27 protein-coding genes and 1 tRNA gene are annotated in these 23898 nt (G+C 43.7%); 8 read left to right on the top strand and 20 right to left on the bottom strand.

Going from position 1 to position 23898, the window contains the following annotated elements:
- Positions 1–222: 222 nt before the first annotated feature.
- Positions 223–1026, bottom strand: coding sequence for a hypothetical protein (locus BWI93_RS05255; protein ID WP_141217359.1), 804 nt, complete (start codon positions 1024–1026; stop codon positions 223–225).
- Between the two features lie 402 nt (positions 1027–1428).
- Between BWI93_RS05255 and BWI93_RS05250 the strand changes: the two genes are divergently transcribed.
- Entirely contained in the window at positions 1429–1764 is a 336-nt protein-coding gene (locus BWI93_RS05250) for a hypothetical protein (protein WP_094809097.1), read from the top strand.
- Positions 1765–1845: 81 nt separating this feature from the next.
- On the opposite strand, the gene BWI93_RS27665 is transcribed toward BWI93_RS05250, so the two are convergent.
- The 17 genes from BWI93_RS27665 to BWI93_RS05170 all read right to left on the bottom strand — a co-directional run bounded on the left by BWI93_RS27665 (position 1846) and on the right by BWI93_RS05170 (position 15934).
- Positions 1846–2022: a hypothetical protein gene (locus tag BWI93_RS27665; protein WP_176454139.1), complete on the bottom strand. Its 177-nt coding sequence runs from the start codon at positions 2020–2022 to the stop codon at positions 1846–1848.
- Positions 2023–2037: 15 nt separating this feature from the next.
- A complete protein-coding gene (locus BWI93_RS05245; protein ID WP_094809096.1) occupies positions 2038–3456 on the bottom strand; it encodes a DEAD/DEAH box helicase in 1419 nt (472 codons plus the stop codon).
- Positions 3453–3722: a VRR-NUC domain-containing protein gene (locus tag BWI93_RS05240; RefSeq protein ID WP_094809095.1), complete on the bottom strand. Its 270-nt coding sequence runs from the start codon at positions 3720–3722 to the stop codon at positions 3453–3455. The genes BWI93_RS05245 and BWI93_RS05240 overlap by 4 nt, the downstream gene beginning before the upstream one ends.
- Before the next feature lie 272 nt (positions 3723–3994).
- The gene (locus tag BWI93_RS28130) at positions 3995–5383 is read right to left on the bottom strand and encodes a virulence-associated E family protein (RefSeq protein ID WP_217902235.1); all 1389 of its coding nucleotides are present in this window, start codon (positions 5381–5383) and stop codon (positions 3995–3997) included.
- Complete coding sequence (locus tag BWI93_RS28125) at positions 5314–6393, bottom strand: hypothetical protein (protein ID WP_217902234.1); 1080 nt, start codon at positions 6391–6393, stop codon at positions 5314–5316. The genes BWI93_RS28130 and BWI93_RS28125 overlap by 70 nt, the downstream gene beginning before the upstream one ends.
- Before the next feature lie 32 nt (positions 6394–6425).
- On the bottom strand, positions 6426–7514 hold the full coding sequence (locus BWI93_RS05230; protein ID WP_217902233.1) for a site-specific DNA-methyltransferase: 1089 nt from the start codon (positions 7512–7514) through the stop codon (positions 6426–6428).
- Positions 7511–8029 carry a hypothetical protein gene (locus BWI93_RS05225; RefSeq protein ID WP_094809093.1) on the bottom strand — a complete coding sequence of 173 codons (519 nt, stop codon included), beginning with the start codon at positions 8027–8029 and terminating at the stop codon, positions 7511–7513. Before BWI93_RS05225 ends, BWI93_RS05230 begins: the two co-directional genes overlap by 4 nt.
- Entirely contained in the window at positions 8026–9090 is a 1065-nt protein-coding gene (locus BWI93_RS05220; RefSeq protein ID WP_176454138.1) for a phosphoadenosine phosphosulfate reductase family protein, read from the bottom strand. Before BWI93_RS05220 ends, BWI93_RS05225 begins: the two co-directional genes overlap by 4 nt.
- 14 nt (positions 9091–9104) lie before the next feature.
- The gene (locus BWI93_RS05215; protein ID WP_094809091.1) at positions 9105–9542 is read right to left on the bottom strand and encodes a hypothetical protein; all 438 of its coding nucleotides are present in this window, start codon (positions 9540–9542) and stop codon (positions 9105–9107) included.
- Positions 9539–10144 carry a hypothetical protein gene (locus BWI93_RS05210; RefSeq protein ID WP_094809090.1) on the bottom strand — a complete coding sequence of 202 codons (606 nt, stop codon included), beginning with the start codon at positions 10142–10144 and terminating at the stop codon, positions 9539–9541. The genes BWI93_RS05215 and BWI93_RS05210 overlap by 4 nt, the downstream gene beginning before the upstream one ends.
- A gap of 19 nt (positions 10145–10163) precedes the next feature.
- Complete coding sequence (locus tag BWI93_RS05205; protein ID WP_094809089.1) at positions 10164–12113, bottom strand: DNA polymerase; 1950 nt, start codon at positions 12111–12113, stop codon at positions 10164–10166.
- The gene (locus BWI93_RS05200) at positions 12110–12469 is read right to left on the bottom strand and encodes a hypothetical protein (protein ID WP_094809088.1); all 360 of its coding nucleotides are present in this window, start codon (positions 12467–12469) and stop codon (positions 12110–12112) included. The genes BWI93_RS05205 and BWI93_RS05200 overlap by 4 nt, the downstream gene beginning before the upstream one ends.
- Positions 12470–12517: 48 nt before the next feature.
- Positions 12518–13105, bottom strand: coding sequence for a DUF2815 family protein (locus tag BWI93_RS05195; protein ID WP_094809087.1), 588 nt, complete (start codon positions 13103–13105; stop codon positions 12518–12520).
- Positions 13106–13253: 148 nt separating this feature from the next.
- Positions 13254–14405, bottom strand: a complete 1152-nt coding sequence (locus tag BWI93_RS05190) for a DUF2800 domain-containing protein (RefSeq protein WP_094809086.1) — start codon at positions 14403–14405, stop codon at positions 13254–13256.
- A complete protein-coding gene (locus tag BWI93_RS05185) occupies positions 14402–15016 on the bottom strand; it encodes a hypothetical protein (RefSeq protein ID WP_094809085.1) in 615 nt (204 codons plus the stop codon). Before BWI93_RS05185 ends, BWI93_RS05190 begins: the two co-directional genes overlap by 4 nt.
- 158 nt (positions 15017–15174) lie before the next feature.
- Positions 15175–15384 carry a helix-turn-helix domain-containing protein gene (locus tag BWI93_RS05180; RefSeq protein WP_255157733.1) on the bottom strand — a complete coding sequence of 70 codons (210 nt, stop codon included), beginning with the start codon at positions 15382–15384 and terminating at the stop codon, positions 15175–15177.
- A gap of 268 nt (positions 15385–15652) precedes the next feature.
- Positions 15653–15934: a hypothetical protein gene (locus BWI93_RS05170; protein ID WP_094809082.1), complete on the bottom strand. Its 282-nt coding sequence runs from the start codon at positions 15932–15934 to the stop codon at positions 15653–15655.
- A 17-nt stretch (positions 15935–15951) separates the two neighbouring features.
- On the opposite strand from BWI93_RS05170, the gene BWI93_RS05165 reads away from it, so the two are divergent.
- On the top strand, positions 15952–16524 hold the full coding sequence (locus BWI93_RS05165; protein ID WP_094809081.1) for a hypothetical protein: 573 nt from the start codon (positions 15952–15954) through the stop codon (positions 16522–16524).
- Between the two features lie 55 nt (positions 16525–16579).
- Here the strand turns inward: BWI93_RS05165 and BWI93_RS27660 are convergent.
- Positions 16580–16698: transfer RNA gene (locus BWI93_RS27660), tRNA-OTHER, on the bottom strand.
- 357 nt (positions 16699–17055) lie between these two features.
- Between BWI93_RS27660 and BWI93_RS05160 the strand changes: the two genes are divergently transcribed.
- Entirely contained in the window at positions 17056–17391 is a 336-nt protein-coding gene (locus tag BWI93_RS05160) for a helix-turn-helix transcriptional regulator (RefSeq protein WP_176454137.1), read from the top strand.
- A 42-nt stretch (positions 17392–17433) separates the two neighbouring features.
- Here BWI93_RS05160 and BWI93_RS05155 read toward each other — a convergent pair whose 3' ends face one another.
- Positions 17434–17628: a hypothetical protein gene (locus BWI93_RS05155; RefSeq protein ID WP_094809079.1), complete on the bottom strand. Its 195-nt coding sequence runs from the start codon at positions 17626–17628 to the stop codon at positions 17434–17436.
- A gap of 272 nt (positions 17629–17900) precedes the next feature.
- Here BWI93_RS05155 and BWI93_RS05150 point away from each other — a divergent pair, with 272 nt between their 5' ends.
- From BWI93_RS05150 to BWI93_RS05130, 5 genes are all read left to right on the top strand, one after another.
- Positions 17901–18644, top strand: a complete 744-nt coding sequence (locus BWI93_RS05150; protein WP_094809078.1) for an Ig-like domain-containing protein — start codon at positions 17901–17903, stop codon at positions 18642–18644.
- A gap of 102 nt (positions 18645–18746) precedes the next feature.
- Positions 18747–19862: a hypothetical protein gene (locus BWI93_RS05145; RefSeq protein WP_094809077.1), complete on the top strand. Its 1116-nt coding sequence runs from the start codon at positions 18747–18749 to the stop codon at positions 19860–19862.
- 257 nt (positions 19863–20119) lie between these two features.
- A complete protein-coding gene (locus BWI93_RS05140; RefSeq protein ID WP_094809076.1) occupies positions 20120–21478 on the top strand; it encodes a hypothetical protein in 1359 nt (452 codons plus the stop codon).
- A 5-nt stretch (positions 21479–21483) separates the two neighbouring features.
- On the top strand, positions 21484–22263 hold the full coding sequence (locus tag BWI93_RS05135) for an HNH endonuclease (RefSeq protein WP_094809075.1): 780 nt from the start codon (positions 21484–21486) through the stop codon (positions 22261–22263).
- 99 nt (positions 22264–22362) lie between these two features.
- Positions 22363–23427: a toll/interleukin-1 receptor domain-containing protein gene (locus BWI93_RS05130; protein ID WP_094809074.1), complete on the top strand. Its 1065-nt coding sequence runs from the start codon at positions 22363–22365 to the stop codon at positions 23425–23427.
- Positions 23428–23898 lie beyond the last annotated feature (471 nt).

Below are 23898 nucleotides of genomic sequence, written 5' to 3'. Positions count from 1 at the left end.
AAAGCTACTATCTCTTATAAAATTTATAAATAATAAAATCAATGTTTATGTAAAAACCCGCCAGATATAGTCTGACACAAACGACTCACTGTCAGGTATTTACAAATGCAAAAAGCCGCAAGGGGATCCTGCGGCTCGTAATTAAATGAGGTTTGGTCGGTTCTAAACGATTCGTATCATTTTATAAGGGTTCGTTTAAGAAATGTAAAATGGCTTAGTTGGCTAAAACCAGTTATTCCCAAACCAATCGTATTTATCTTTAAATAAAGTTATATGATCTGGAATTGGCGTACTTTCAATTACGGCTAATGTTTTAGGTTGTTTAGGGCTTGATTGGGGGTTATTCGGATCTATTTTAAGTACACTATAAATACGATTGAATTTCACATCATTGGTTCCTATAGGCATGTTTGGCCAAATAAGAAATCTTTCATACCATGTACCATTCCTTGCAGATATAGTAATCATAAATCCGATTTGGTTTTCCCTAGTACAATCTATACTGCCAATTTTTCTACGAGTGTTAGGTTGTAGGTCGGGTATTTCAGGTAATGATATAATTTCTCTATTATCATAATCAGGCCCTCTTTCAAAATTTAATGTAGCTGAATGCCGGGTTGGCTGAATAAACCTTCCGTTATCTACTTCAGTACTATTGAATATACTTATTTTAATGTTCGAAAGTGGATATTCTCCTCTGTGATCAATATAAACATCTGCTTTGCCATTAGCTTGGGGGAATATTTCAACGGTACAGTAACTATCATGACCTGTCATATACTTAAACATGGTCTGCTGGGCTCCTAGTAATTGAGCACTTAGGGTTGCATTCTCTTTTTTTAAGTCAATTACCTCCTGCTTAATATCAGTTGTCTTGTTAGAGGAGGCTTGGTTGTGCTTCCAGGTTGAAAATAAAGTTATAATTGTCCCAATAACAGTTATGGTGCTTCCATATTTAAACTCAGTAAACTCTTTTACGCATAATCCTAAGAGAAGAATTAAGCCTCCTAAGAATACCCAAGTCATTGGTTTTAATCCTAGAAACATAGCATTGAAGGTTAAAATTGGATGTTTAGAGATGTAAGACTACAATATATGAATAATTTAATATACAAGTGTAATAACGCTGAGAGGCTTTTAGGTTTAAAAATGATAATTCCTATCGTCATGTAGTCTAAAAGCCTCTCAGCGTGCCAGGAAACCTTATTTATGCCGGTTTATACATTACATCGGGCTCAGCCATTCGGTAAAACTCCGCCGCTTTGGCTTCACAGTGAAGGGACTTGCCGACATCTTTCAAAGCATCGTCCTTTTTGCCAGCACGCCAGAGGTATTTAAAACGGGATAGCTTGTAAAAAATGATAACCTTTTAGGTGTAAATTGTATATTGAATCATAGAAAGTTAAAACCATAGAAAAAACACTAACAATGGAAGAAGATCTGCTCCCGGGAGAAGAAATTAGAGAGTTTGCCGATTTAGAAGTCGATAATAGAGATAAGATCCCTCTGTCCATTGGTATTCAATTTACAAGCTTTGACGTACATAAAGCTTGTATGATGGTAAATCGAAGGGGCGTGCATGTAATGAAACAAAAGGGAACTTGTATGACTGTTGCTACACCAGCAACATGTGATATTTTGCCAAATAAGCAATATCGTGCTGAAGTAAGGGTTCTTCAGTTCAAAAGGGACTGTGGATATATACATCCAAAGCTTGGCCCTTTTAGAGATAATTGGGATTGGCCAGCAAGTTGGAATTCATAATAAAGATTATTTGAGGATATAAATATCTGGTGGTTTGCCTCTTAGCCCTTGAAAACTAAGTATCGCTAAGAGGCCATTTGGTTATTCTATTTGGCTAAACTTGGTGTAAAAGCTGAGTAAGTCACGGTGATAGACATTGGTATACTTCTCCATGCGGTAGAAGACCAGACCTCCCATGCAGGCAGTAACGATAAAGCGGTTCCGGGATAAGTCATGCTGCCAGATGGTACCGACGGCGGGTGGGGTAGCGGGAATCATAAGGTGATGTTTGGACTAAGCGCTAAGGATTCGTTGAATACGTGCTTTCAGGGCTACCATCAGATTATTCTGATCCTCGGCTTTTCGGCTCAGGGCCTGAATGATGTCATCTTCTACCGTGCCCTGACAGGTAATCCAGGTATTGATCACCGACTTCTTTTGCCCTTGCCGGTGAAGCCGGGCTACGGCCTGCTGGTAGAGCTCCAAAGACCAGGGGAGGCCAAACCAGACAATATGATTGCCGCCGTGTTGCATGTTTAGACCGTGGCCAGCTGAGGCAGGGTGGGCAAGAAGAAAAGGTATCTTACCCTCGTTCCAGCGGTCCAGATCCTCGGTGCCCTGAAGCAGGTGAGGCTTATACCCTTTCAAGTACTTCTGAATCCGGGCCACGTCGGATTTGAAGCTATAGAAGCATAAAACCGGATTGCCGTTGGCAGCTTCCAGGACATCGGCCAGTGCATCAATCTTGAGCCTATGCACTTCATGAAACTGCTTATCCTCATCGTACACTGCTCCGTTTGAGAACTGGGTAAGCTTCTGAGTAAGGCTGGCTGCTGATACGCTTGAGATGTCATCCGCATCCGCTAGGCTAAGCACTGAATCCCGTTCGAACTTTTTGTATTGGACTCTTACCTCTTCGGGCAAGCTCACGCATACGTGGTTATCAATCAGGGGAGGAAGCGTCAGCCAGTCCTCTTTCTTCATGCTTACGCAGATGTCGCCAATCCTTTCGTAAATCAGCTTTTTGTAAATCTGAGGCCCTAAGAGGGAATCCCCCTTTTTGAGGTTGTACTCGTAAACGACGTGGCCGTTCTTTTTACCCTCATTGAAAAACTGCTGACGGTAACGGCCCACAGTTTTTCCTAGTCGCTCGCCGCGGTCCAGTAGATAAAGCTGGGACCAGAGATCGATGAGCGAATTCGGAGAAGGCGTACCCGTAAGCCCCACGACCCGCTTAATCAAGGGCCGGATAATGCGAAGCGATTTAAAGCGATGCGACGATTGATCTTTGAAGCTCGAGAGCTCATCAATGACCAGCATGTCAAAAGGCCATTTGCCGTTGTTTTGCATGTATGCCACAAGCCAGGGCACGTTTTCCCGGTTGATGGTGTAGATGTCTGCCTCCGCCCGCAAAGCGTCCTTACGCTTCTTTTCTGAGCCTAGGCAGACCGAAACGGTCAGGTGCTTGAGATGGTCCCATTGCTCAATCTCTTTGGGCCAGGTATGCGCGGCCACCCGAAGGGGAGCGATGACCAAAACCTTTATGACTTCACGGCGCTTGTGCATCAGCTCATCGATGGCTGTAAGTGTAGCAACCGTCTTGCCTAATCCCATTTCGAGGAACAACCCAGCACCGCCGCAAAGCTGTACGGCCTCATTTTCGATGATGTGCTGCGTGGCGTGTTCCTGGTATTGGTGAGGTATGTATTTCATAGCTGATCTAAAAATGTGTTGAGTGATTCTGGGGAGTCGACAATCCAAACCGGAAAGCCGAAGCGGGCGAAAATCTGGTGAGCTACCAGCTGAATGGGTGAGGGCTTTTTACCAGGTGCTTTCAATTCAACAAAGTGGATCTTTCCAAGAGTGAGTACGAGCCGATCAGGCACTCCACGAAAACCCGGTGATACGAACTTTAAAGCCAGACCGCCTCTTTTCTTCACCTGCTCCCGAAACTTCTTTTCGAGTTGCTTTTCGTCCATGGTAGTGGTGAGGTTCTGACAACACAAGCAACACCGACAACACAAATTCCCATATATTCTAAAAAGGCCATTTAGGCGTTGCGGGTACTTACTTTACAGCCTAATTGCCTATTATTCCTAAGATGTATATTTTGTGTTGTCACTGTTGTCAAGACTGTATAAGTGTCTATTTTTTAGCCTTCTATCTGACAACACAAACCCATTTTTTGACTGTTGTCAGTGTTGTCACTGTTGTCAGGCCTTTGACAACACAGTTTTGACTTGCGTTGCCATTAGAAAACGCTTTTATGAGCCTTAGATCCTTTCAACAAGTATCCTCTTTGACGGCCATAGCCTTTAAATTGCAACGGGTTAACCGTAGGTTGCCAAGTGCCTAACTTCTTCATGATGTCGTGAATGAATTTGGTATTATGCGTAGTCATATCCTTCTGGTTCCCGCCTAGAGCCTCGCACCATATTTCCGCTACGCAGACACGTTCCCGCTGCGTAATACCTGGGTTTTCCTCATCGCCGTACTCGGCGTACATCCGACGTTGCACCTGAGACATTTCGTCCCAATTCACTGGCAACAAGGTTTCCAGGTACTTAACCACGACGCCTTCCCGCTCGTCCCGCTCCGTGTGCTCTTCCTGCATTTCCCGGGCCATGGCTTCCAGTTCAGGCGACAGATATAGCGTTTCTCCTTTGCGGTAGAGCTCTACGGCCTCGGCCCATATCTGCCCGCGTTCGTACTCGTTTAAGTCCGTAAAGGCATCCTTGGTAGCGTTCTCCTTGTAGACCTTCACCGGCCAGAAGCGGCGGTTGCCGGTTGGATCACGTAGGAAATCAGTATCGTTGGTAGTGGCGAAGAACACGCACTGCCTTGGGAAGTACTCGACCCGACGACCATACGCCACGCGGTACCGATCATCCCGTTTACTGATGAACTGCTTGATGCTCTGCACGTCGGCTTTACGCATGCCGGCCATTTCGCCAATTTCCACCAGCCAGACCCCTTGAATCTGCTCCATGACCTCTTTCTTCTTTTCGATGTCGCCGAACGAGTCCGAAAACCACTCACCGCCCAGAGCCGCGATGAAGCTGGATTTCTTCATGCCCTGTTCGCCAACGAACGTGAGGACGTAGTCAAATTTCTTACCGGGTTCGAAGATGCGGGCCACGGCGGCTACGAGCGTTTTACGCGTCACCGCTCTAGTGTATACGTCGTCTTCGGCTCCCAGGTAATCCACCAGTAATTCATCCACCCGCTCGATGCCGTCCCAGCTTCGGCTTTCCAAATAATCCCGTACGGGATGGAAGGCGTTCGTGTTCACGGTAATCACCAAAGCATCCTGAATTTTGGCGGGACTACTGATGCCGTACACCGTTTCGATGTAGGAGCGGATGCGGGCATCGTCGGCGTCGGTCATGTAGCGGTTCTCCGAACGCTTCCGCCAGGGTAGGTCTTTAAGCAACACTTCCCGGCGTTCGAACTGGTCCAGGGCCAGACAACCTTTCAGGTTCGGATCCTTGGAAAGAATCAGCTCCACGTTGCGAATGGTGCTCAGCGGTTTTCCGTTTTTATCAGCTTCGAGGCTACTAGCCAGATCCTCTAACTGCTCGTCGTCATCCTGATAAACCCCGAACTCTTCGGCCGCCGAGGCAAGGCGCTCCGAAACCATGAGCTTTTTAACGGGCTCCACCTTACTGGCGAATTCGAACATCGCAGCGTAAGACGGGAGTTTGTTACTGGTGTGTCGGCCTTTTTACTCTCATCCTGATAGCCGAATTTGTGAATGCGGACCAGATCAAACGCGTTACAGAGTTTACCACTGGTCGGGTCCGTGCCATGGTGGGAATAAGCCCATTTATCCTCATAGACGATGACACCGGCGGCCGTTGTTCCACCCGTGTAGGTGTAGCGGTTATCTATCCCGCAGGGCTCGTAGACATCAGATAGAAACGTTTCAATGGCTTCGTGAATCCCGTAGATGCGGCAAAAAGCTCCAATGACGCCTTCCTTTTCCGTCGGATCACCCTGACGCTTAATACCCGTTTTGATAGCGGCCGTTTCCGAGTCGCTTACAGGCCACTCCGAGGTATCTTGCCAGTTATGGTACTGAGACAGGATGCTATCAGCCTCTAAAAACTCGCCCTGCTGCTCGTGGAATACAAACTCCCCGTCAGCTGAGGTAGAGGGCCAGTACATGAGCCTGTTTACCTGATAGGTCGTATGGTCGAACTGATCAATGCCCAGTGAACCAGCGACCCGGCGGGATATGGCCTCGAACTCATCCTGGGATACAGGCCGGTCTAAGGGAATAATGAGCCGCAGACGGGGTTTTGCGGGCGTGTGCTTGTGAGTCGAGTAGACCACTGCCGCACAGCGATACGCCAGGCAGAAATCACTCCACAAATCCGTGGAGGCAAAGTCCGCATCAAGCGTAATCAGCTGCCGGTGCGTAACGGTGTCTTTCTTCCGCCGCCCGTTCGCCAGATAGCCACCTACGAAGGCCCCGACGTCCTTAATTTCATCCTGGCGAGTCTTAGGGGCCGCCAGGTAAACAGCCAGCTTCTCAGCCGTACGGTGCGTCTTCGAGCAGCGTTCGACGAATTCTGACCACTCCACGGACTTGTTCTTCCAGACCTCGTCGTTGCGGTGCTTGCCGATGGCAATATCTATCTTCGACATAATTTTCTTGAGCTACTTGTAATACTTGTCGCCTAAACAGACTGGCAGCGAGCTTTTGCTATCGGTACATATTCAGCATCGCGTTCGATTCCTATGCAGTTGAAACCTTCCGCCAAAGCCGCAATCAGGGTAGTGCCTGAGCCTGCAAATGGGTCAAGTACCGTTCCGCCTGCGGGCGTTACCAACTTTATCAGATATCGCATAAGTGAAATAGGCTTAACAGTAGGGTGATGATTGCCTGAAACGGAACCGTTGCGTTGATAGGCGTTATCGATGAGCGTTTCTCGACCATCATGAGAATAGCGTTTAGCTGCCAACTCTTCACACCCAAGCTCTCTCTCTGCTTTTGAAGGTTTAGCACAATAGAAGAAACGAGCTGCTGAGCCTTCGTCGCCATATCCCGTAACGGGCACTGAACCGTATTTACCGTACGCGTTAAAAACGCCACCCTTTTTCATCCCTTGAGGCTTCCCGCTTTTTGAATACGGGAAAAGAGTAACTACTTCATCGCTTCCATCGTGAATTACGTTTGAAGGCCAGCGACCTAAAGGGTTAGCATCAATGTTGGTTTTACCGGAGCTTTGAGTACTTCCAACGTAATTGCCTTTTCTGATATCCGTACCGCGACCCCAAGCAGCTGATTGTAAGTCTGCGTCATTCGCAAACGGGATACGGCTGGCGTCGATGTTCAAGGCTCCGGTTCCGAACTCAGCGAAGTTTGATTCTACGGATTTTGTCGAGAGTGGTTTTCGAGCTAAAACAATGGGTTCGTTACCAGGCTTTAAAGCTGTTCCGTAACCGCCGCCAATGTTTTTGTTTTTAGGAAAACCAGAGCCGTAAAGCCACTGCAGCTGATCTCTGATTTCAAACCCGGCGTCTTCAATATTGATTACGCCGCGGTGATACGTCCGGGTACCGAAAAAAGAAAGCAGAAAGCCACCCGGTTTAAGCACTCGTAATGCTTCTTCCCAGAGCTGGACTGAGGGAACGTCATAATCCCACTTTTTGCCCATAAAAGAGAGCCCATACGGCGGATCGGTAACAATTGAGTCAATTGAGCTATCCATCATAAGTGACATGCTGACCATACTTTCACCGTGTATAATTCGATAGGTACTCATACAGGCAGATACAGATTAAAAAGCGCCAGAAAACGTACTTCAATGTATTGATGGGAGCCGCCTAAATGCGGAAAAACAGATCTCACATCCTTTTCGAGCATTAACCCGTTCCACTCTTCGGTGAGAACTCTTTCATCGGCGGCTTTTACCTCTTTTGAGTTAAGCTGGAAGCCGAATTTCTGAGCAATCACACCCATGAGTCGTTCCTCCGTTTCTGCGTATCCAAAGTTGCCCAGGTTCTTCTTTATAGGACGGGGTAGGTCCATGAGATACGCCTCACTGGCGTCATGCATTAATGCCGAAAGCTTCAAATGGTCTGGTACTAGCTGGGCACAACGGATAGAATGCTGCGCGACCGAATAGAACTCAGGCAAGTGACCTCCGAAACGCGGCATGTTTGAAAGGGCATGAGCTATATCCTCGATGCAGATAGTTTCAGGATCCGGTTCAAATACATTCACGTATTTACCCGTGTAGGTGCGAATGCAGTTAGAATACAAGTTTTCCTCTGTCATTTCCCGCCTCCTTTCATGGCCATCAGCTCTTTAAATCTGATTATAATTGTCACAGGATCGATGTATTTCATGTCGAATATTCCGGAATCAAGAGCGATCGCTTTTCGCACATTAGCCAGTAAAACGGCCTCGTCGTAAGTCGGTACACGGGTTGGCCATCCCTTTACGTATAGTAAACTCTCAGGGATTTGCCCTTCCCAGCTTTCACGGCGAACGGCTCTGAGTTTTGACCGAACCAAATCAGATTGCTGAGCAGGGGTTAGTAATTCCGGAGCAACATCACCAAGCCACTTACCCTGAAAGCTGAAACTTGATTTGATTTCCAGATCTACCATTGAGCGGTATATATCAGCATTTGCATGGCAGGATGCCGCCGAGCGTAAATCTGCCTCAGAGGACATAATGCAAAAGGCACATGATACCCGAGATGAACCGTACTGGGTGTAAGCCTCATGTACGGGAAGCAGATTGTCTACATGATACGCCCAGATATTGTCAAGAGTCCAGTCAAGAATGGGGTGCCAATCAATTCCCGAGGTCTGATGAGTTACGTTAGTTAAACGGTTCTGTACCGCGTGGATAGGGGCTTTAGCACGGTTCGAACTTTCCTGCTTACGAATGCCCGATACGCTAATTATTTTTTGACCTGGGAATCGTTTGATTAACTCTGAACAAATGATTGCAGTCTTCAACTCAGACGTGCAAAAACGCATTTTAGGCGTTGACCAAGGCAAAATAAGCTTTACACATTCGAGGTTACGGTACCGCTCAACGTTGTTCTGCCAGCGAGATTCCCAGCGTTGAAGCATATCACCCGCTTTACGGCGTACGACGATCAGTTCAAGGCTTAATAACTTGGCTAGATCCTCACATACTCGCATAGAGGCTTTCCATTCTACCCGGCCCAGATCACTGTGAATCAAAACTCGGGGCCCTGTATGGCCGATTGAATTAAGGTATTTTATTGTGGCTACTGCGGCACAGGTTGAATCCTTACCGCCGCTTATGCCGATAGCAACAGGAGATTGATTTCTCAGAAGCTGAAGTACCTCATCGTTCACAGAGATAGGGTTACTCATTTCCTGCCTCCTTTCACCACGCCCAAAGCTCTGAGCAAAATACCGTCTTCCTCAAGGCCTTGTTGCTTACTCCACTCGTTGAGCATTTCACGAGCTGCGTTGGCATGTTCTAAAGACTTAAATACAATTGCCCCAGCGGTAGAATGATGAGTCCAGCACCAACGAATGTTGTTTTGGCTGTAATGGAAGTAATATTTAGTTTGAGTAGTGTCTTCCCAGTTTGGCTCCCACTCGCCGTTCACTTCCCGGGCGGCATTGGCCAGAACGCCAACCCATTTCAGCCATTCGGTATCAGCCTTTGTATTCATCCAGATAGAAGGCTGTCCGCCGTATTCAGGAATTACGCCCGCGAGGATAATTCCATTAATGGTACCCTTGTAGTGATCCGCATGCACATGCTCGGCCACTTCCTGCATTGTTGGAACCGTATTCATCGCGTTGCGTAGGGTTTGGTTAAACCTTTCATTTGATCAGATGGGTGACTAGCTCCCAGGTAGACAGCTAGTGCAATCAGAGCGATAGCTGTAAATACTTTGAGCAGAGGAAACCAATCTGCTTTCGTCTCCCGCATGCGAATGTACCAAGCCACTACGCCTGAGTATCTCAGCATATAGAAGCGGTATCGAACACTATCCCAAAGCTTTTTGAAGTAACCTTTTTGCGGTTTCCGCTCGATGGGTACGAGCACATCATGCTTATTGACGGTCAGGTAAAGCGGTTGTAAAGGGTCGTTGAAAGTTAAGCTCAGGTGCCAAATCTTACCCGTGAAAACGATTTTCAAACGCTGTCCTAGCGTTAACTTCCAACAAGTAATCAGTTCACCATGCGGAGAATTTGGTGATTTAAAACCGGGTAAGGGTCGGTATTCGGGCTGGTCTTTGGCGTAGACCACGTTAGATTCTGGGAAATCCGTGGGTGTTAAACCAGGGCCCGAGATCAGTTCATCCTTATGGCTGAAGGTAGGAGCAGAGGTGACCTCGTAGGCCAGCCAAACGCCGAGGGCTAAGACGAGTATGGAACCAATGATTAGATACATAAGGATAAGGTTTTTAGAGTTACTTCTGATAGAATTTGGCAATGAAGCCCTCGGCCTTTAGCGGCAGGTCGGCCGCCCAGGGCATCGGGGTACTCATGATTTTGTCAATCTTTTCGACGTCGGCGCGGTCTTCGGGTTCTTCCAGTACTACCTCATCGTGTACGTGGGTTACGATGGTATATCCCGCATCGTCGAGCCGAATTAGGGCTTCTGCTAAGCAGTCACGGGCAATGGCCTGTACTACGTTCTCCGTCAGCTTACCGCCGTAGGTGTCCTGATGCCCCCATACCTTCTTTTCCTGGCTAAGTCCCTGATAGGCAATACTCATTTTGCCGTTTCCGTACTTACTGGGCTTTAAGGTTGCATTGAGGTAAGACAGCATGCGACCCGACGGCAACTCGATAAAGAGCGTTTTCTGCTTCAGAATGAGCCGAAGAAACTTCCCGCACTTCACCCAGTAACCGGGACGCTCGATTGCTTCGATGGCCGCCGCTTCCAGGTCCGCCCAAAGCCGCACGATAGCAGGACTTGCTTTACGCCATTTGCTGACGATACTCGGCAACTCATCCTCCGTGAGTCCTTGCTTTAAAGCCCCCATGGTGATCAGAGCATTGGGTCCGCCTTGATAGCCTAGCGCTAATTCAGAGACTTTGCCTTTCTGGCGAAGTGGACTCCCTTTCGTAATCTCTTCGATGGGGATTTTGAACATCTGGGAGGCCGATGCTTCGTAAATCTTCCCGTGCGTTTTAAACACATCAAGCCGCCACTGCTCGCCCGCCAGCCAAGCCAGAACGCGGGCCTCGATCGCTGAAAAATCCGAGATAATCAGTACGTGTCCTTCCTTAGGAATGAATGCCGTACGGATGAGCTGGCTAAGCGTGTCGGGTATGCTGCGGTAGAGCAGAGATAGCAAGCCTGCGTTGCCACTTTTTACGGCTCGGCGGGCTACTTCAATGGCAGCTAAATGGTTTTGAGGGAGGTTTTGCAATTGAATACCCCGACCAGCCCAGCGGCCCGTACGGTTAGCCCCGTAGAACTGAAAAAGTCCACGAACGCGCTGATCCTCGCCCAGATAATTAAGCATGGCTTGATACTTCTTAACCGAACTTTTCGAAGCCTCCTGACGAATCTCCAAAGCTCTGCGTACCTTTTCAGTTAAGGCCTTAGAGTCAAGCATTTCCGAAACATCAGACTTGCGAAGTTTCTCCGAGGGTTGGCCGTTTTCATCAAGCCACGCCAACAACTGTTTAACGCTGTTTGGGTTGTCTAAGCCCGTTAACTCTGAGGCTTCCTGCGTAATCCGGGAAACATAGGTTTCCTGCATTTCAATAGCATTAAGCGCCAGTTCAACATCAACCAGAATACCCATGTCGTTGATTTTCTGATCCAAACAGTACAGCCGCTGTTCAAACTCAGTAACTGGAATGTTTACGATCCGCTCCCGAATGGCCATTTCGACAACGACGTCTTGCCGGTTGTACTCGATGTACTGAGCCCACTTTTCCCGGTCGTGCTCAGGTAGGTTACGGGTGCGGCCACCGTTGGTTTTGGTGGGCTTACAGGGTACCGAGAAGTGCTTAATGAGGTTCTTACCCGCCGTATCTTTTTCCTGCTCTAAGCCCATGGCTTTTGCGGCTAGACCCAATTGTAGAGGGTAACCAGCCCGAGCCCCCCGGATCATTGAGCAATCCCACTGTTCGACGGGTAAGTCTACCCCTAGGTATTTCGATAGACATAGACGTTCAAAGGCAGCGTTCCAAGCTGTTTTTGTGACGTTGGGAGATAGTAGCCAAGTAACAAATACCTCGGGAAGCGGGTCAAAGGTTAAGTCAAATACGTCAACCTCACCGCCGTCAATGCTATAAGCCAGCATAAGGATTTGGAAGTCCGGCGAAGCGATGTAAGGATACACACCCGTTGACCGCAGATCCACGCTGCTGTACGTTTCTATGTCTATCGAAAGGATCATAACAGGACGAGAATGTTGTTAAGCTTGGTGTTTACTTCGTTAGCAGGCAGGGCGGCCAGTACCTCCGCGAGCGTTTCCATCATGGTTTGAAGGGGTATGCTATCAGCCGTGTATTCTAGTTTTCCAGAGGAGCATACGATTTCTACCACTTCGCCGCGGGCCTCATCTGACTTTTCCCGCTTATTGTCCTTATCCTTAAGCTCTGCGTGCTGTTCAACCAGTTTATCGTAATCGAATTGTAGGAGTTCAGCTTTCGCCAGCGCCGCTCGTAGAGTGAGAAGCAAGCTTCCTTTAGGTTGTACCTGCTCTGTAGATTCGGCGGGTTCAACCGGTGCTTCAGTAGTTTTCTTTGCCATGGTGAGATGAAAGAGGCGACCCGGTAAGCCGCCTCTTTGCGGTTTAGGTTAGTCCCAGATACTGGGTGATTTTGAAGTGGGTTTTGAGGCTTTAGGCGTAACAAAGCCATCACCATCTTCTACCTGAAAATCGTCTTCTGCACGACTCGTACCGCCCAGGGGCTCACCGTCGCTGATCTTTTGCAGACCGTTCAGTCCGCAGCCAATTCCCTTTTTGCCGTTAACAGCGAAGGGGTAGAAGTTGACTGAAACCTTTGCATTACAGCCCGAATAGACCTCAGCTCTGTCCAGAATAGGCTCTACGTTGCGATCCACGATGTAGGGCTTTGTTGTGGAGCTGGCGTTGAGGAAGTACGCATTTTCATACGTCGGATCATCTGGGCGTTCAATATCTCCGTCACGAAGCGGGTTGTGGAACTGAGCCTTATTGATCTTGCCCTGAAATTTGGACTGCATACCCGCCTCAATCTCAGCGTCAATAGCCGCCTTGATTTTAGCGATCGTTACCGTATCGTCTTTAGAGATGATAACATTGGTAGAATACTTGGGCTTGCCGCCGTCTTCTACGGAAGCCTGAGGCTCCCAAACGTGGGCATAGGACAAACGGGCGAGTCCGGTTACAACTTTAGTTGCCATGGTTATTTACAGTTGATTGGTTTTTGTAGGTTTTCGGCTCGGGCCCAAGCGAGCACTTTTTTAAGGGCTTGATTGTAGCTGGCAGCTTGAACGGTACGGGTACCGGAGAAAAGGCCAGCCCTAACGGTTATTTCGTACCACTTTAGATTCATTCGAAGTCAACCTTGGTGAAATCATTGGCGGCAGCAGACGCGGTGGTAAACTCTGGGCGTTTATCCGTCGCAACAACTAGGGTAGGAGCTCCGGGAGGCTTGACAAAAAAGCTTTCGACTTTGGCCATATCTTCTTTGCCGAGTAGGGTTTCAAGAGCCTTGATGCCTACTAACGATTTAGTATATACGTCTTTGTCGGCATAGCCCATTTCGAGCACTTTCTTTGCCAAAGCTTCCTCGTCAAAAACCTTACGAGTGGACCGGCCACGTACTACTTTCCAGCCTTCGAACTTGGTTCCTTCCAAAGCGGCAGAGAGTGCGTAATCCTGCATGGCTTTAAGCCAAGAAACTAGGAGATCCGCTTTATGAAGGATTTTAGCTACCTCTGCATTGGAAAGCAGACGACCGGCTTTGAAATCGTACTTGGCCAGTTCCAGGTTGTAATCCGAAAGTGCCCGACAGGTGCCTTTCGCTTTGCAGAACTGACAGTGCTTCCCCGCCGTCGGCTCCCCTTCACCCGCAAAAGCCAGCTTGGCCTGCTTGCGAAGCTCCGTTTCGCCCCAGCGCTTGAGATCCGCTGCTGACATTTCAAACGTGCTGAAGTTGTCAAGGCGAGGTTGGAAAATCGTCATGCGTACGGTTTCGATGTCGTAGAACAGCTCATGAACTTTCAGGGCACCCAGTGCATAAATCATCATCTGCTTGTTGTTGACAGCGTCGACGAATACACCCTTGCCGTACTTCAAATCAATTACTTTCAGCAGGCTGTGGCCCACGACATTGGCATCAGACGTTCCAAAACCCTCTGGGATATAGTCAGTTAGGTTGAGCCGTGTTTCCAATCGCAGGATTGAAAAAGGGTCAATTGCCATTGATTCATGATACAGTTCTAAAACAAAATCCCGGTAATCCTCCGCGTGCCGCTGCATCTCTGGATTGTAATACGGGCTGGTTTTGAGCTTGGTGATTTCTGAATCCACGTACTCACCCAGGTACTGACGAATTAAAAGCTCTCCAAGCTCGTGGGCTACCGTCCCCTCCTTGGCTGCTTCCCCCGAGCGGTCAGGGAAAGCAGTCTCCATTCGGGCACTGGGCGTACAAACCGTCCAACGGGATGCACCTGAGGGAGATAGGAGGGCGTGACTCATACCAGTTCTTCGAAAAGAGTTTTAAGTTTTTGCCATTGATCCGACGGGATCGTCCGAAGGGTGTATCCAGCAAAATGCTTGTTGAGCATAACCCCCGCGGCATCGTTGAGGGTTGGATTCAAAGCGATAGCCCCTCGAATTGTCTGAGCGATGTTAGCCATTTCGACATCGTTAGAGAAAGCCTGATAGTCAGCTTTTTCCAGGTCTTCCAGCGCAGAAACCTTTGTGCCACCTGCCGTCTTGTAGCGGTTCAACGCTTCGCTGATAAGCTTGGCGTGGGCAGGAGATTTATGGCCGACATTTTCAACGCGTGCCATCAAATGGTCGAGCGTCACGGCAGATTTTTCCTTGACAGGAAAATCTTCGGCAACAGAGGAAGACAGCTCATCCGTGTCTTCTGACTGGTCCTCTGCGGGGGCTGGCAATTCCACCGCAACAGTCTTAGCCGCGGACTTTGGCTTTACTGCTTTAGCGGCAGGTTTCACGGGCTCATCGTTAGGTACGGGTTCCGCAACAACGGACGAACGTAACGGGATTCCGGAATTGGAAAGCGCAGAGAATGCCTGGGCGATCTCAGGGAGATCACCGGTCAAGATTACTTGTACTTGCATGGTATATGGTTGTTAAAAAGGTTTTCTTAAGCGGGGAGGCGTTTTCATGTACCTCGGGAAAATAAGGACTACTGGGATTGCTGGGACAACAGCCCACCAGGTGCCGCTAATGACCATGGCGCCGGCGGCCAGTAAACAGGTAAAAAAGAATTTGTCGATCATCGCCGTTTAGAGGTTACGTGCTTAAGGGCTTGTTGTTCAACTTCCTGCTCCGGGGCCACCCGGTTCTGTAGCATCCAGTTATCCAGATCCGTTCGGAGGAAATACACCAGCCGAGCGTTTGGTTTGTAGTGTGGAATGGCTCGATCAGAAGTCATTTTTTGAAGAGAAGACCTAGCCAATCCTAAGTACCAGCTTGCCTCTTCCATTGAAAGGACTCGCTTCGAATAATAGTCCGGCGTTTCGGGTGTTTTAGTTGACGCTGCCATTCGATTGACGCTGTTCTACACGTTTACAAATCTTCCAGATCGCAGATCTTGAATTGTAGTTGTACTTCTCCATGATGACATCTACGCAGGCTGTTTTCATAGACCCCGGGGCAGAGACCAAGGCCTGATAGTCTCGATAAATAGCTTCTTCTCGAGCTAATTTCTTACGGGCATATTTGGTTATCGTACTGTCCATAATGGTAGTGGTTTATTCTGCGTAGCCTGTGCCCCGGCAATAGCGTAGTTCAATTTTCATCCCGTTGAGCGAATCAGCATAAACGATAGCCAGCCGTTGGTACTTTTCGGATTCGTCCCTCAAGGTTATTACTTCTTCCTGAAGAGCGGTTTTAGCCTGGTAATCCCAGAAAAACAGAGCTGCCAATACGAAAACAGCTACGAGGGTAAAGAACTGTTTCATGGTGTGAGGTTTGGGTTTGGCAATACAGGGGAGGGCTACTACATTAGAGTTGCCATTCAATTGTTCACCCATACCCCCTGTTAGGTTTTATGGAAACCTCATACTTTGATCAGATTTTAAAATCCATATCAAAGGATACTTATGCTTTAGTTCGAGATAATCATGGGAACCCAGTTGATTATGAAGGATATACAGATCAAGAATTTCAAGATGCAGTTGACGAATTAGTGGAAGGGCTATTTATAAAAAGAATAGACACCTCAAAATTTAAAATAACTGAAAAAGGGCTCATTGCTTTATACGAAGGAGGATACAATGAATACATGTTAAAAATCTATAATGAAGCTGATGAAAAAAGACAGATAGAACTAGATACAGTTAAAGCAACTATTCGTAGTGCTGATGCAGCTGACCGTAGTGCTTCGTATGCCAAATATTCATTTTTCGCTTCTCTAACTGCAATCTTTATTTCAGTTGTTTCATTATACCTTTCAATCAATCAGTTTATTAAGTCTGAAATCAGCAGTCCTGACGTCCAAACAAATCCACTACAACAAACCCTCCAAGAAAAACGGATAGTAAACCAGCCAGAACCAGATAAATCTTTACAAGCAAATCCCAATAAAAAGAGCCAAAGAGATACTGTTTCTTTAAAACGTTAGTCTTAGCTGAGGTTTCCATAGTCTTTCCATTTAAACCATTACCTTGAGAATTCTGCGGCGATCCCGGGACTCGAACCCGGATGGCTGTTAGCCTTGCTAAGAGCCCAGGGTATTATCTGTCATAAGAGACCACGGCTATTAAGTCGTGTGCGTTACCAATTCCGCCAGATCGCCCTTTTTATAAGTAGCCTTTTTACTAGTTTGCAAAAAGGCTACTTTAGATTGCATCTTATCTCTGGTATCCTAGAGGGGCTTTTCGTCTCTCCCGACTAATGGCCGATTAAGTAGCTATCGCATGGCTGTAAGTGGCTAGGCCGCTGGTTAAGGTTTGTAATATTTTTGTAACAAAATGTAATAACGATGATAACCTTTTATCGCTTATGACATACATAGTTATGGGTAACTGTTTCCGCGATTACTTCCATGTATATATTTGTCATAGCTTCCAAGGAAGAACATGACAAATGTAATACTTTAATTACATGTAACAAAAGTATTACAATATTTTTTACAATAGTTTCTCTCATTGTTATGAAACCTATCGAATCCCAGAGATTAATACAGGTAAGAGGCGAGTTAACGCAAGAAGAGTTTGCTTCCCGTATTGGCTTGAACCGGGTTAACATATCTAATATCGAAAACGGTATTCAGGCTATGTCTATAAAAACAGCCAAACTTATTAAAGAGCATTTTGGGGTAAGTCTGGATTGGTTATATGGCTATACTGATGATAACCAGATTGCTTATACGCCAGTTGCTATGCCTGATGATAAGGATCTAACTATTGAAGTACTTTCTAAAAGTTTGGAGGAGTGTCAAAAGGATAAGGTGTTTCTACAAGGACTTATAGATAAATTGTCTAAGTAAGTGCAACCCACCTGGCGGGGTGGGATAAAGAGGAGTGTAAACCTATATACTTCTTAAATAGCGACAAAGGGCCTGTGCTTTCAAAGTAATATTTGTGCGTTCAGGCCCCTTAAGTTTTTTGAACTGTTTACTGCCAACGGCAAAAGACAAGAGCGTATCAAGCTCATTTGCGAGTTCAGCAGGGTGCTGTATTTCTTTTAATTTGGACAGTGCGGGAGATTCGGTGACGGTACTCATAGTGGAAAAGGTATATGGTTATTACTGTAAACGTACACATATAACCGTTTCATATCAAGAGATAATGGATAAAAAATATAGTTAAAATCTATAAAATTTACTCAAAATAATTATAGAGGTCTAGAAATATTTATATAATATGTATAAACACATAAATTATATAAGGTTAACTATTGGTTTTATTACATTTTAGATTGAATCACATATTATAAAAATCATACCTTCTTACACTCATTAGTTTTTCTATACTTTAACTCAAACACCGCCGATTGATGAAATCTTACTTACCCTTATTGTTTGCACTCACGCTCGTTGCTTGCGGCAAAGATTCTTCGGAGCCTGCTCTCAAGATAGACGCCTCAGAGGTCTCTCTTCATTACGATGAAACGCATCAATTCGCTCTTAAGAAGGGCGAGACTGCCGTTACCGCTTCGGATTACATGTGGACCTCTGCCAACAAGGATATTGCAGAAGTTGATGCTTCTGGTGAACTTGAGGCTGGAATTGTAGGAGAAACTAAAGTGACTGCTGTAGCCAAGAGCGGATCCGGCAATGTTGAAAGTACTGTGAAGGTTATACCTTACTATACTACCTGTAAGGAACCGGTTATTACGTTCGGCATTAGTCAGGCTGCTCTTAAGCCTTTAGAAACCCGGACTCAGTACGGGACCAGTACAGCTACGGGTATGGTGTTTACCGGTGAAAACTCAAAGCTCAAAAACGTAATATACCTATTTGAAAATAATGCACTTACGTCTTCTACTCTAGTATTCGGCTTTGATTCCAGCCTTGCCAAAGAAGTAGCCACCTTTTTCTTGGAGCGATATAAGCCACTTGGCACGGCTAACGGCGTTTATTTTTTCACCGTATCCCCTAAAGTATCCGTTGGCGTAGGAACTAGTTCGTCTTTAGGGATGGTGGCGTTGTATATGCCCCAGAAAAGCGGCGGGCGGCTCTCTGCGGATTATGATGCTTTTCAAAAAGAGCTCAAAGAACTTGAAGCAAATAAAAAGTAAGATTTTGTCTGATAAGGTAAAAGCCTCTCAACTTCGGAGGGGCTTTTGTTGAAGATAGGCCAGACACCGTCTTACCCTTGACGCACTACTTAACTTAAATCTATGAACTCAGAACTTCTACAAGAGTCTATAAATCTTTTAGAGGAAATTAAAGGCAGAGGCATCGCGGTGTTAGCTTCTGAAGACACGGATTTAAAATATAGAGCCGTTGATTACTTAGTAGAAAGGAAATTGATAACTAAAGAGGGGAAGGTATATCGCTTAACAAATCAGGGACATGATGCCTTTGATAAGGAGGTGCTATATCAAGATTTAGTATTGGCGCTTATTGATGATAAAGGCTTACTCTCGAATACAAAAGATACCCCATCAAATATTCAGAAGGCTATCAACAAGCTGGTGTCTTCAGGACTAATTGTAAACCGTAACCAAAAGCATGTCTATTACTTATCTCAATCTGGTACGGAAGCCTTTGAAAAAGGTGGAGTAGAAGCCTGGAAAGCTTATAAAGAAAAACAACAGTTTTCGACCCAGATAAATAATGATTTTTCTGGGAATAGCATTACAGGAGATAACAATCAACTGGGTCAATCTTTGGAGGCTAACCCCCGGTACCACCAGCCGATCCAAAAGCCTGCAATAAATAATAATGCAACAAAAGTTAGACTAAAAGTTGGTGCTACTATCTCGGCTATCATAGGATCAATATCTTTAGCAATTTTTACCGTCTGGATTGAAAAAAATTGGGACGTGTTACCCAATATTCCTTATCTGTCCAAAAGTGATTCGGCAGCTCAAACAAATATAACTAACAAGCCCGAAATTATTAGCACTAACAACATTCCTGTAATTCAAAATGATCGATATATCATTAAACCTATTGGTGGATTAAAAGGCGATAGCAAGAACGATATGGTTAGATTAGATTTTGAATTGACTAATTTAACAAATGATTCGACTGTTGTCATTTATAATGAATATTCCGAATTAGAAGATAAGAACAATAAGGATTATAAAGCGGTATCATCTCAATTATCTGCTATGCCAGTACCCAATAGTTATTCTAGTAATACTTACTATGTAGTTAAAAAGGGGAGTACTGTTAGAGGATATATAATTTTTGAAGTTCCGACTTTTGTTAAATATGGAAGTATCAGCATTAGGTTTTTAAACGCTACACTATCCTCCGGTTCACAATATGTGATTGACTGGGAATAAAAATCTAATCACCTACTTTGAAGCTCTCGTTGCTAGCACCTCAGTATCCAGGAGCTGATGATATCTTTTCTTGCAGATAGGCTAGGCATAGTCTTACCCTTAGCCGATGCCTTTGGTAGAGAAGCACACGGTCATTATAGGAGAGATGGGAACTACTGTGTTTAAAGTAGTGACGATAGGAGATGAGCAGTATGAATTGATTATTTGTTATTTAAAATAAGATCAACTAAAATAGATAACCTTTAACTGTAAATTATATGAAAAATGTAACGATTATAATAGTTATTTTACTCAAAATAACTATCTGTCTATCAGCTCAGAATATTAAAACACGAGTATTTAGGTTAAATGATCATGTGTTTCGTGCACCTTCAGATGAAAATACTATAGATTCTATAACTACTGGTATTACTTTGATGAAGAGAAAAAACCAAGATTTAGATATAGTTATGAGTAATACTTATTATACAAATATGATCAGATTTACAAAATTTAATTTTAATAAAAGAATAATTTTACACGATTCTGGTTTTGATCAAGAATTAGTTTTTGATCAATCTGATTTTGAAGGTTTAAGTATGGGGCCATTTTTCGCTGGTAAAGTTATATGGTATAATTCAAAAGCTCATGATAATATCTATATGCAGTTAATTACACCTAAAATTGAAATATCAATTTCTAATTTTAAAAGAGGTCTAGAGTTGAATGGAAAGATAGACCTGTTAGATATTGAAAAATCTAAAATTGGTGGTAGTCTATTTTTAAATGATGTAAGTTCAAATATAATAAGTTTAGAGGAGGATACAATTAATTTAGATTTTAGAGTAATTAATGGATCTTTTAAACAAAAATGGGAAATAATATCAAGTGTTTTTAATGGCAAATTTGAAGTAAGAGGTTGTCAATTGCCTAAAGATATATTTTTTAATAAAAACACATTTAGAAATGACGGATATAAAGTTAATTTGACTTATAACAAAACGGACAGTTTAAAATCCAATCATAATGGAAAGGATATTAATTATAAATGTCAAATTCACTTAGATGTTGAAAATGCTGGAAATGTAATTATTGATAGTAAAAACTTTGAAATAAAATTAGATTCTATTTCTTCATACGAAGATGGTTTAATAATATACGAGAAAATTATGAATACTTGTAAAGATCTTGGGATGGAAGAAAGTTATAGGGACTTTGATGTTAGCTATCAAAAATATAGAATTAAACATAATTGGTTACATTTCAGTGATTTTATGATCTGGTTTCAGAATTACTGGTGGGGTTTTGGTTATAGTAAAAGTAATATTATTACTAATATATTATATGCTTTCGTTATATCATTCTTTATATTCTTTATATTGTATAAACAGGTGTTTAATACTTACTTTCCAAATGAAGATCACAATGTTCAATCGATTATCATTGATTGTTCTAAAAATTTAATTGAAAGATTTAAAGTAGTATTTTTTTATACAAGTATTGTGTTTTTTAGTTGGAAGGTAGATCATGAAAGAATAGATTATAGAAAACATCCTTGGATTTCTTTGTTAATTTATGCCATTTATACTGTAGGAATCATTCACCTGGCTTATCTAGCAGCGTTCGTTTTAGCTTAATAAATATGTATACCGTTATTACTGAAAACGACGAATCTGAGTGGGATGATCGAAAGGGGGAGATATACCACTTCCCTAAGAGATACCTTAAAAATTTGCAAGAGGGTACTCACTTGATATACTATAAAGGAGGGCTTAAGAATTCCAAGTATAGAGATGATAGAATGTCATCTCAGCCTCATTATTTCGGTATAGGGACAGTAGGTAAGGTTTGGAAGGATCCTAATAGCGTGAAAGGAGATCATTTTTGTACTATCCAGCAGTTTCAAGAGTTTACCAAGCCTGTCTTGGCTAAGTTGGCTGATGGGGCTTATTATGAGCAAATACCTGAGAGCCGGATCGGCAACTATTGGAGGGATGGTGTTCGACCTATCACAAAAGAAATATACGATCATATTTTAGAAACCGCTGAGTTAGATCCTTATGAGGACCTTACCTTAAATGTTCACGAGTCTCAAGAGTATCAGGAATACCAGGAGGGAAATCAGAAGCAGCGCCTCAGTACATATTATGAGCGTAACCCGGCCTTAAGAAAACAAGTATTGTTAAATTATAAGGACCTCTCATGTGCAGTGTGTGAATTCAATTTCGAGGCAACGTATGGTGAGTGGGGTAAGGGGTTTATTCATGTTCATCACCTGAACCCAGTATCTCAGGCTGGCATTACTAAACCTGATCCACATAAGGACTTCGCTTTACTCTGTCCTAACTGTCATGCCATGGTACACCGGAAGAAAGACAGGCTTCTGTCTATTGAAGAATTGAAACAGTTATTTAAGAACTAGATAGTAGAAAGAAAATGGGCTAACTCAACTTTAGCGGACGATTAAGTGAAACTTAATTTATAAATAAATTTTTTAATTAACCCTTTAAATCCTAATTCGATGAAAAAGTACAAAATTTTTATCAGCTTTAATTCTAATGAAAGTAAATTAGCTAAAGCTATTCATAATGTTGTAAATGATTATTTTGATGGTCAAGTAGTTACTTTTTTTACAGAATATGATTTATTGGGAGGTGATAAATGGAAAGAAAAGATACGTAAAAATTTAGAGGATTGTGATGCAATTCTTTTAGTGCTTACATCTAAATATGCAGAAAGACCTTGGGCTTACGTTGAATGGTCCGCCTTTTGGTTGCAAAATAAAGACATATACGTTCTTTTTACAGATGATGTGAAAATAAATGAGCTAATATCACCAATGCAAGATGATATGCTTACGCGTTTATTTGACGAAACTGCTGTTAAAAACCTGTTTAGAAAGTTAAAGTTGAAGTCTGGTTTCGATGGGCCAGCGCCATTAGGAGCGGCAGAGGAATTAGCATCAGGATCAAAAAAAATTTATGAAAATTTAGTAGAAGAAAGCAAAGCCCAAGGCTATAAGATATATGAAGATGTAGATTTATTGCCTAATGATGATAGTCAAAAATTAGATATATTAAAATATTTTTATTACAAAGAAAAAAATGCTTTTATTGCATCTAAAATATTGAAAAAGATAGATGACGGATTAATCAAAAGATCAGTTCTTATAGAATTTCTAGAAAATGGAGATGAAGATTTTGTCGATAAAAACTTTGATTCTATCGCAAATAAAACGACCTTAGTTAGATTACTAATAAAATATATTGAACTAGATAAAACTGATTCACCAACTCTTTATAAAATAATTTCATCTGTTAGTGCTAGACAAACTGCTCTCAGAACCTTTGCAGAATATCTGATTGATTCTAGTATTGAAAATGAGAAGTTACTTGATTTTGTAGTAAACCAATTTAGTACTTGGACAGAATTAAAAGGTGCTTTAAAATATGCTATCACAAATTCAAAAGTTAATACCAAATTGTTTCATAAATTTTACCAAAAGTTAGTCGCTAATAGTAATTCAGAATGGAAGAATGTTCTTATGGAAATAGTAAAATATAAAGAACATAAAGTTTTTTTATAGATGAGCTATCTAAATTAGCTCTGGTAAATCAAAAATTAGCATTTAATTTACTAGAGTATCTGGCTGGAAATGAATGTGAGCTATTGAAGTTATTGGTTAGAGATAAAAAAATAATTACACATAAGAAATATTTACAAGAAATTGAGGATATTATTAAAAATAGATGTGAATAAGTTTGACTAAGGAACTTGTAAATATGGATATGATAAATGTAACAAGCTGTAGCTTTCAACCTTGTAGGTTAGTTACAGCTTGTTTATTTCATATTTTTTATGAAAATTTAAAAAGTGGCCCTTCTGGCCGAATGCATCACCCGCACCGCTATGCAAACTATTCTACTCTCCCTGTTTTTCTCGCTGGCTCCAGCGAAGACGGACTCTGTTTACATCTGTAACTCTTACAAGGCTTACGCTTACCATGCCTACTTCTGTCATGGGCTGAACCGCTGTACGCATGGGGTGTCTAAAGTGA

Source organism: Siphonobacter sp. BAB-5385, assembly GCF_002261125.1.
Taxonomy (GTDB): domain Bacteria; phylum Bacteroidota; class Bacteroidia; order Cytophagales; family Spirosomataceae; genus Siphonobacter.
Note: the sequence above shows the minus strand (reverse complement) of the source record. Positions and strands in the feature narration are given on the sequence as shown.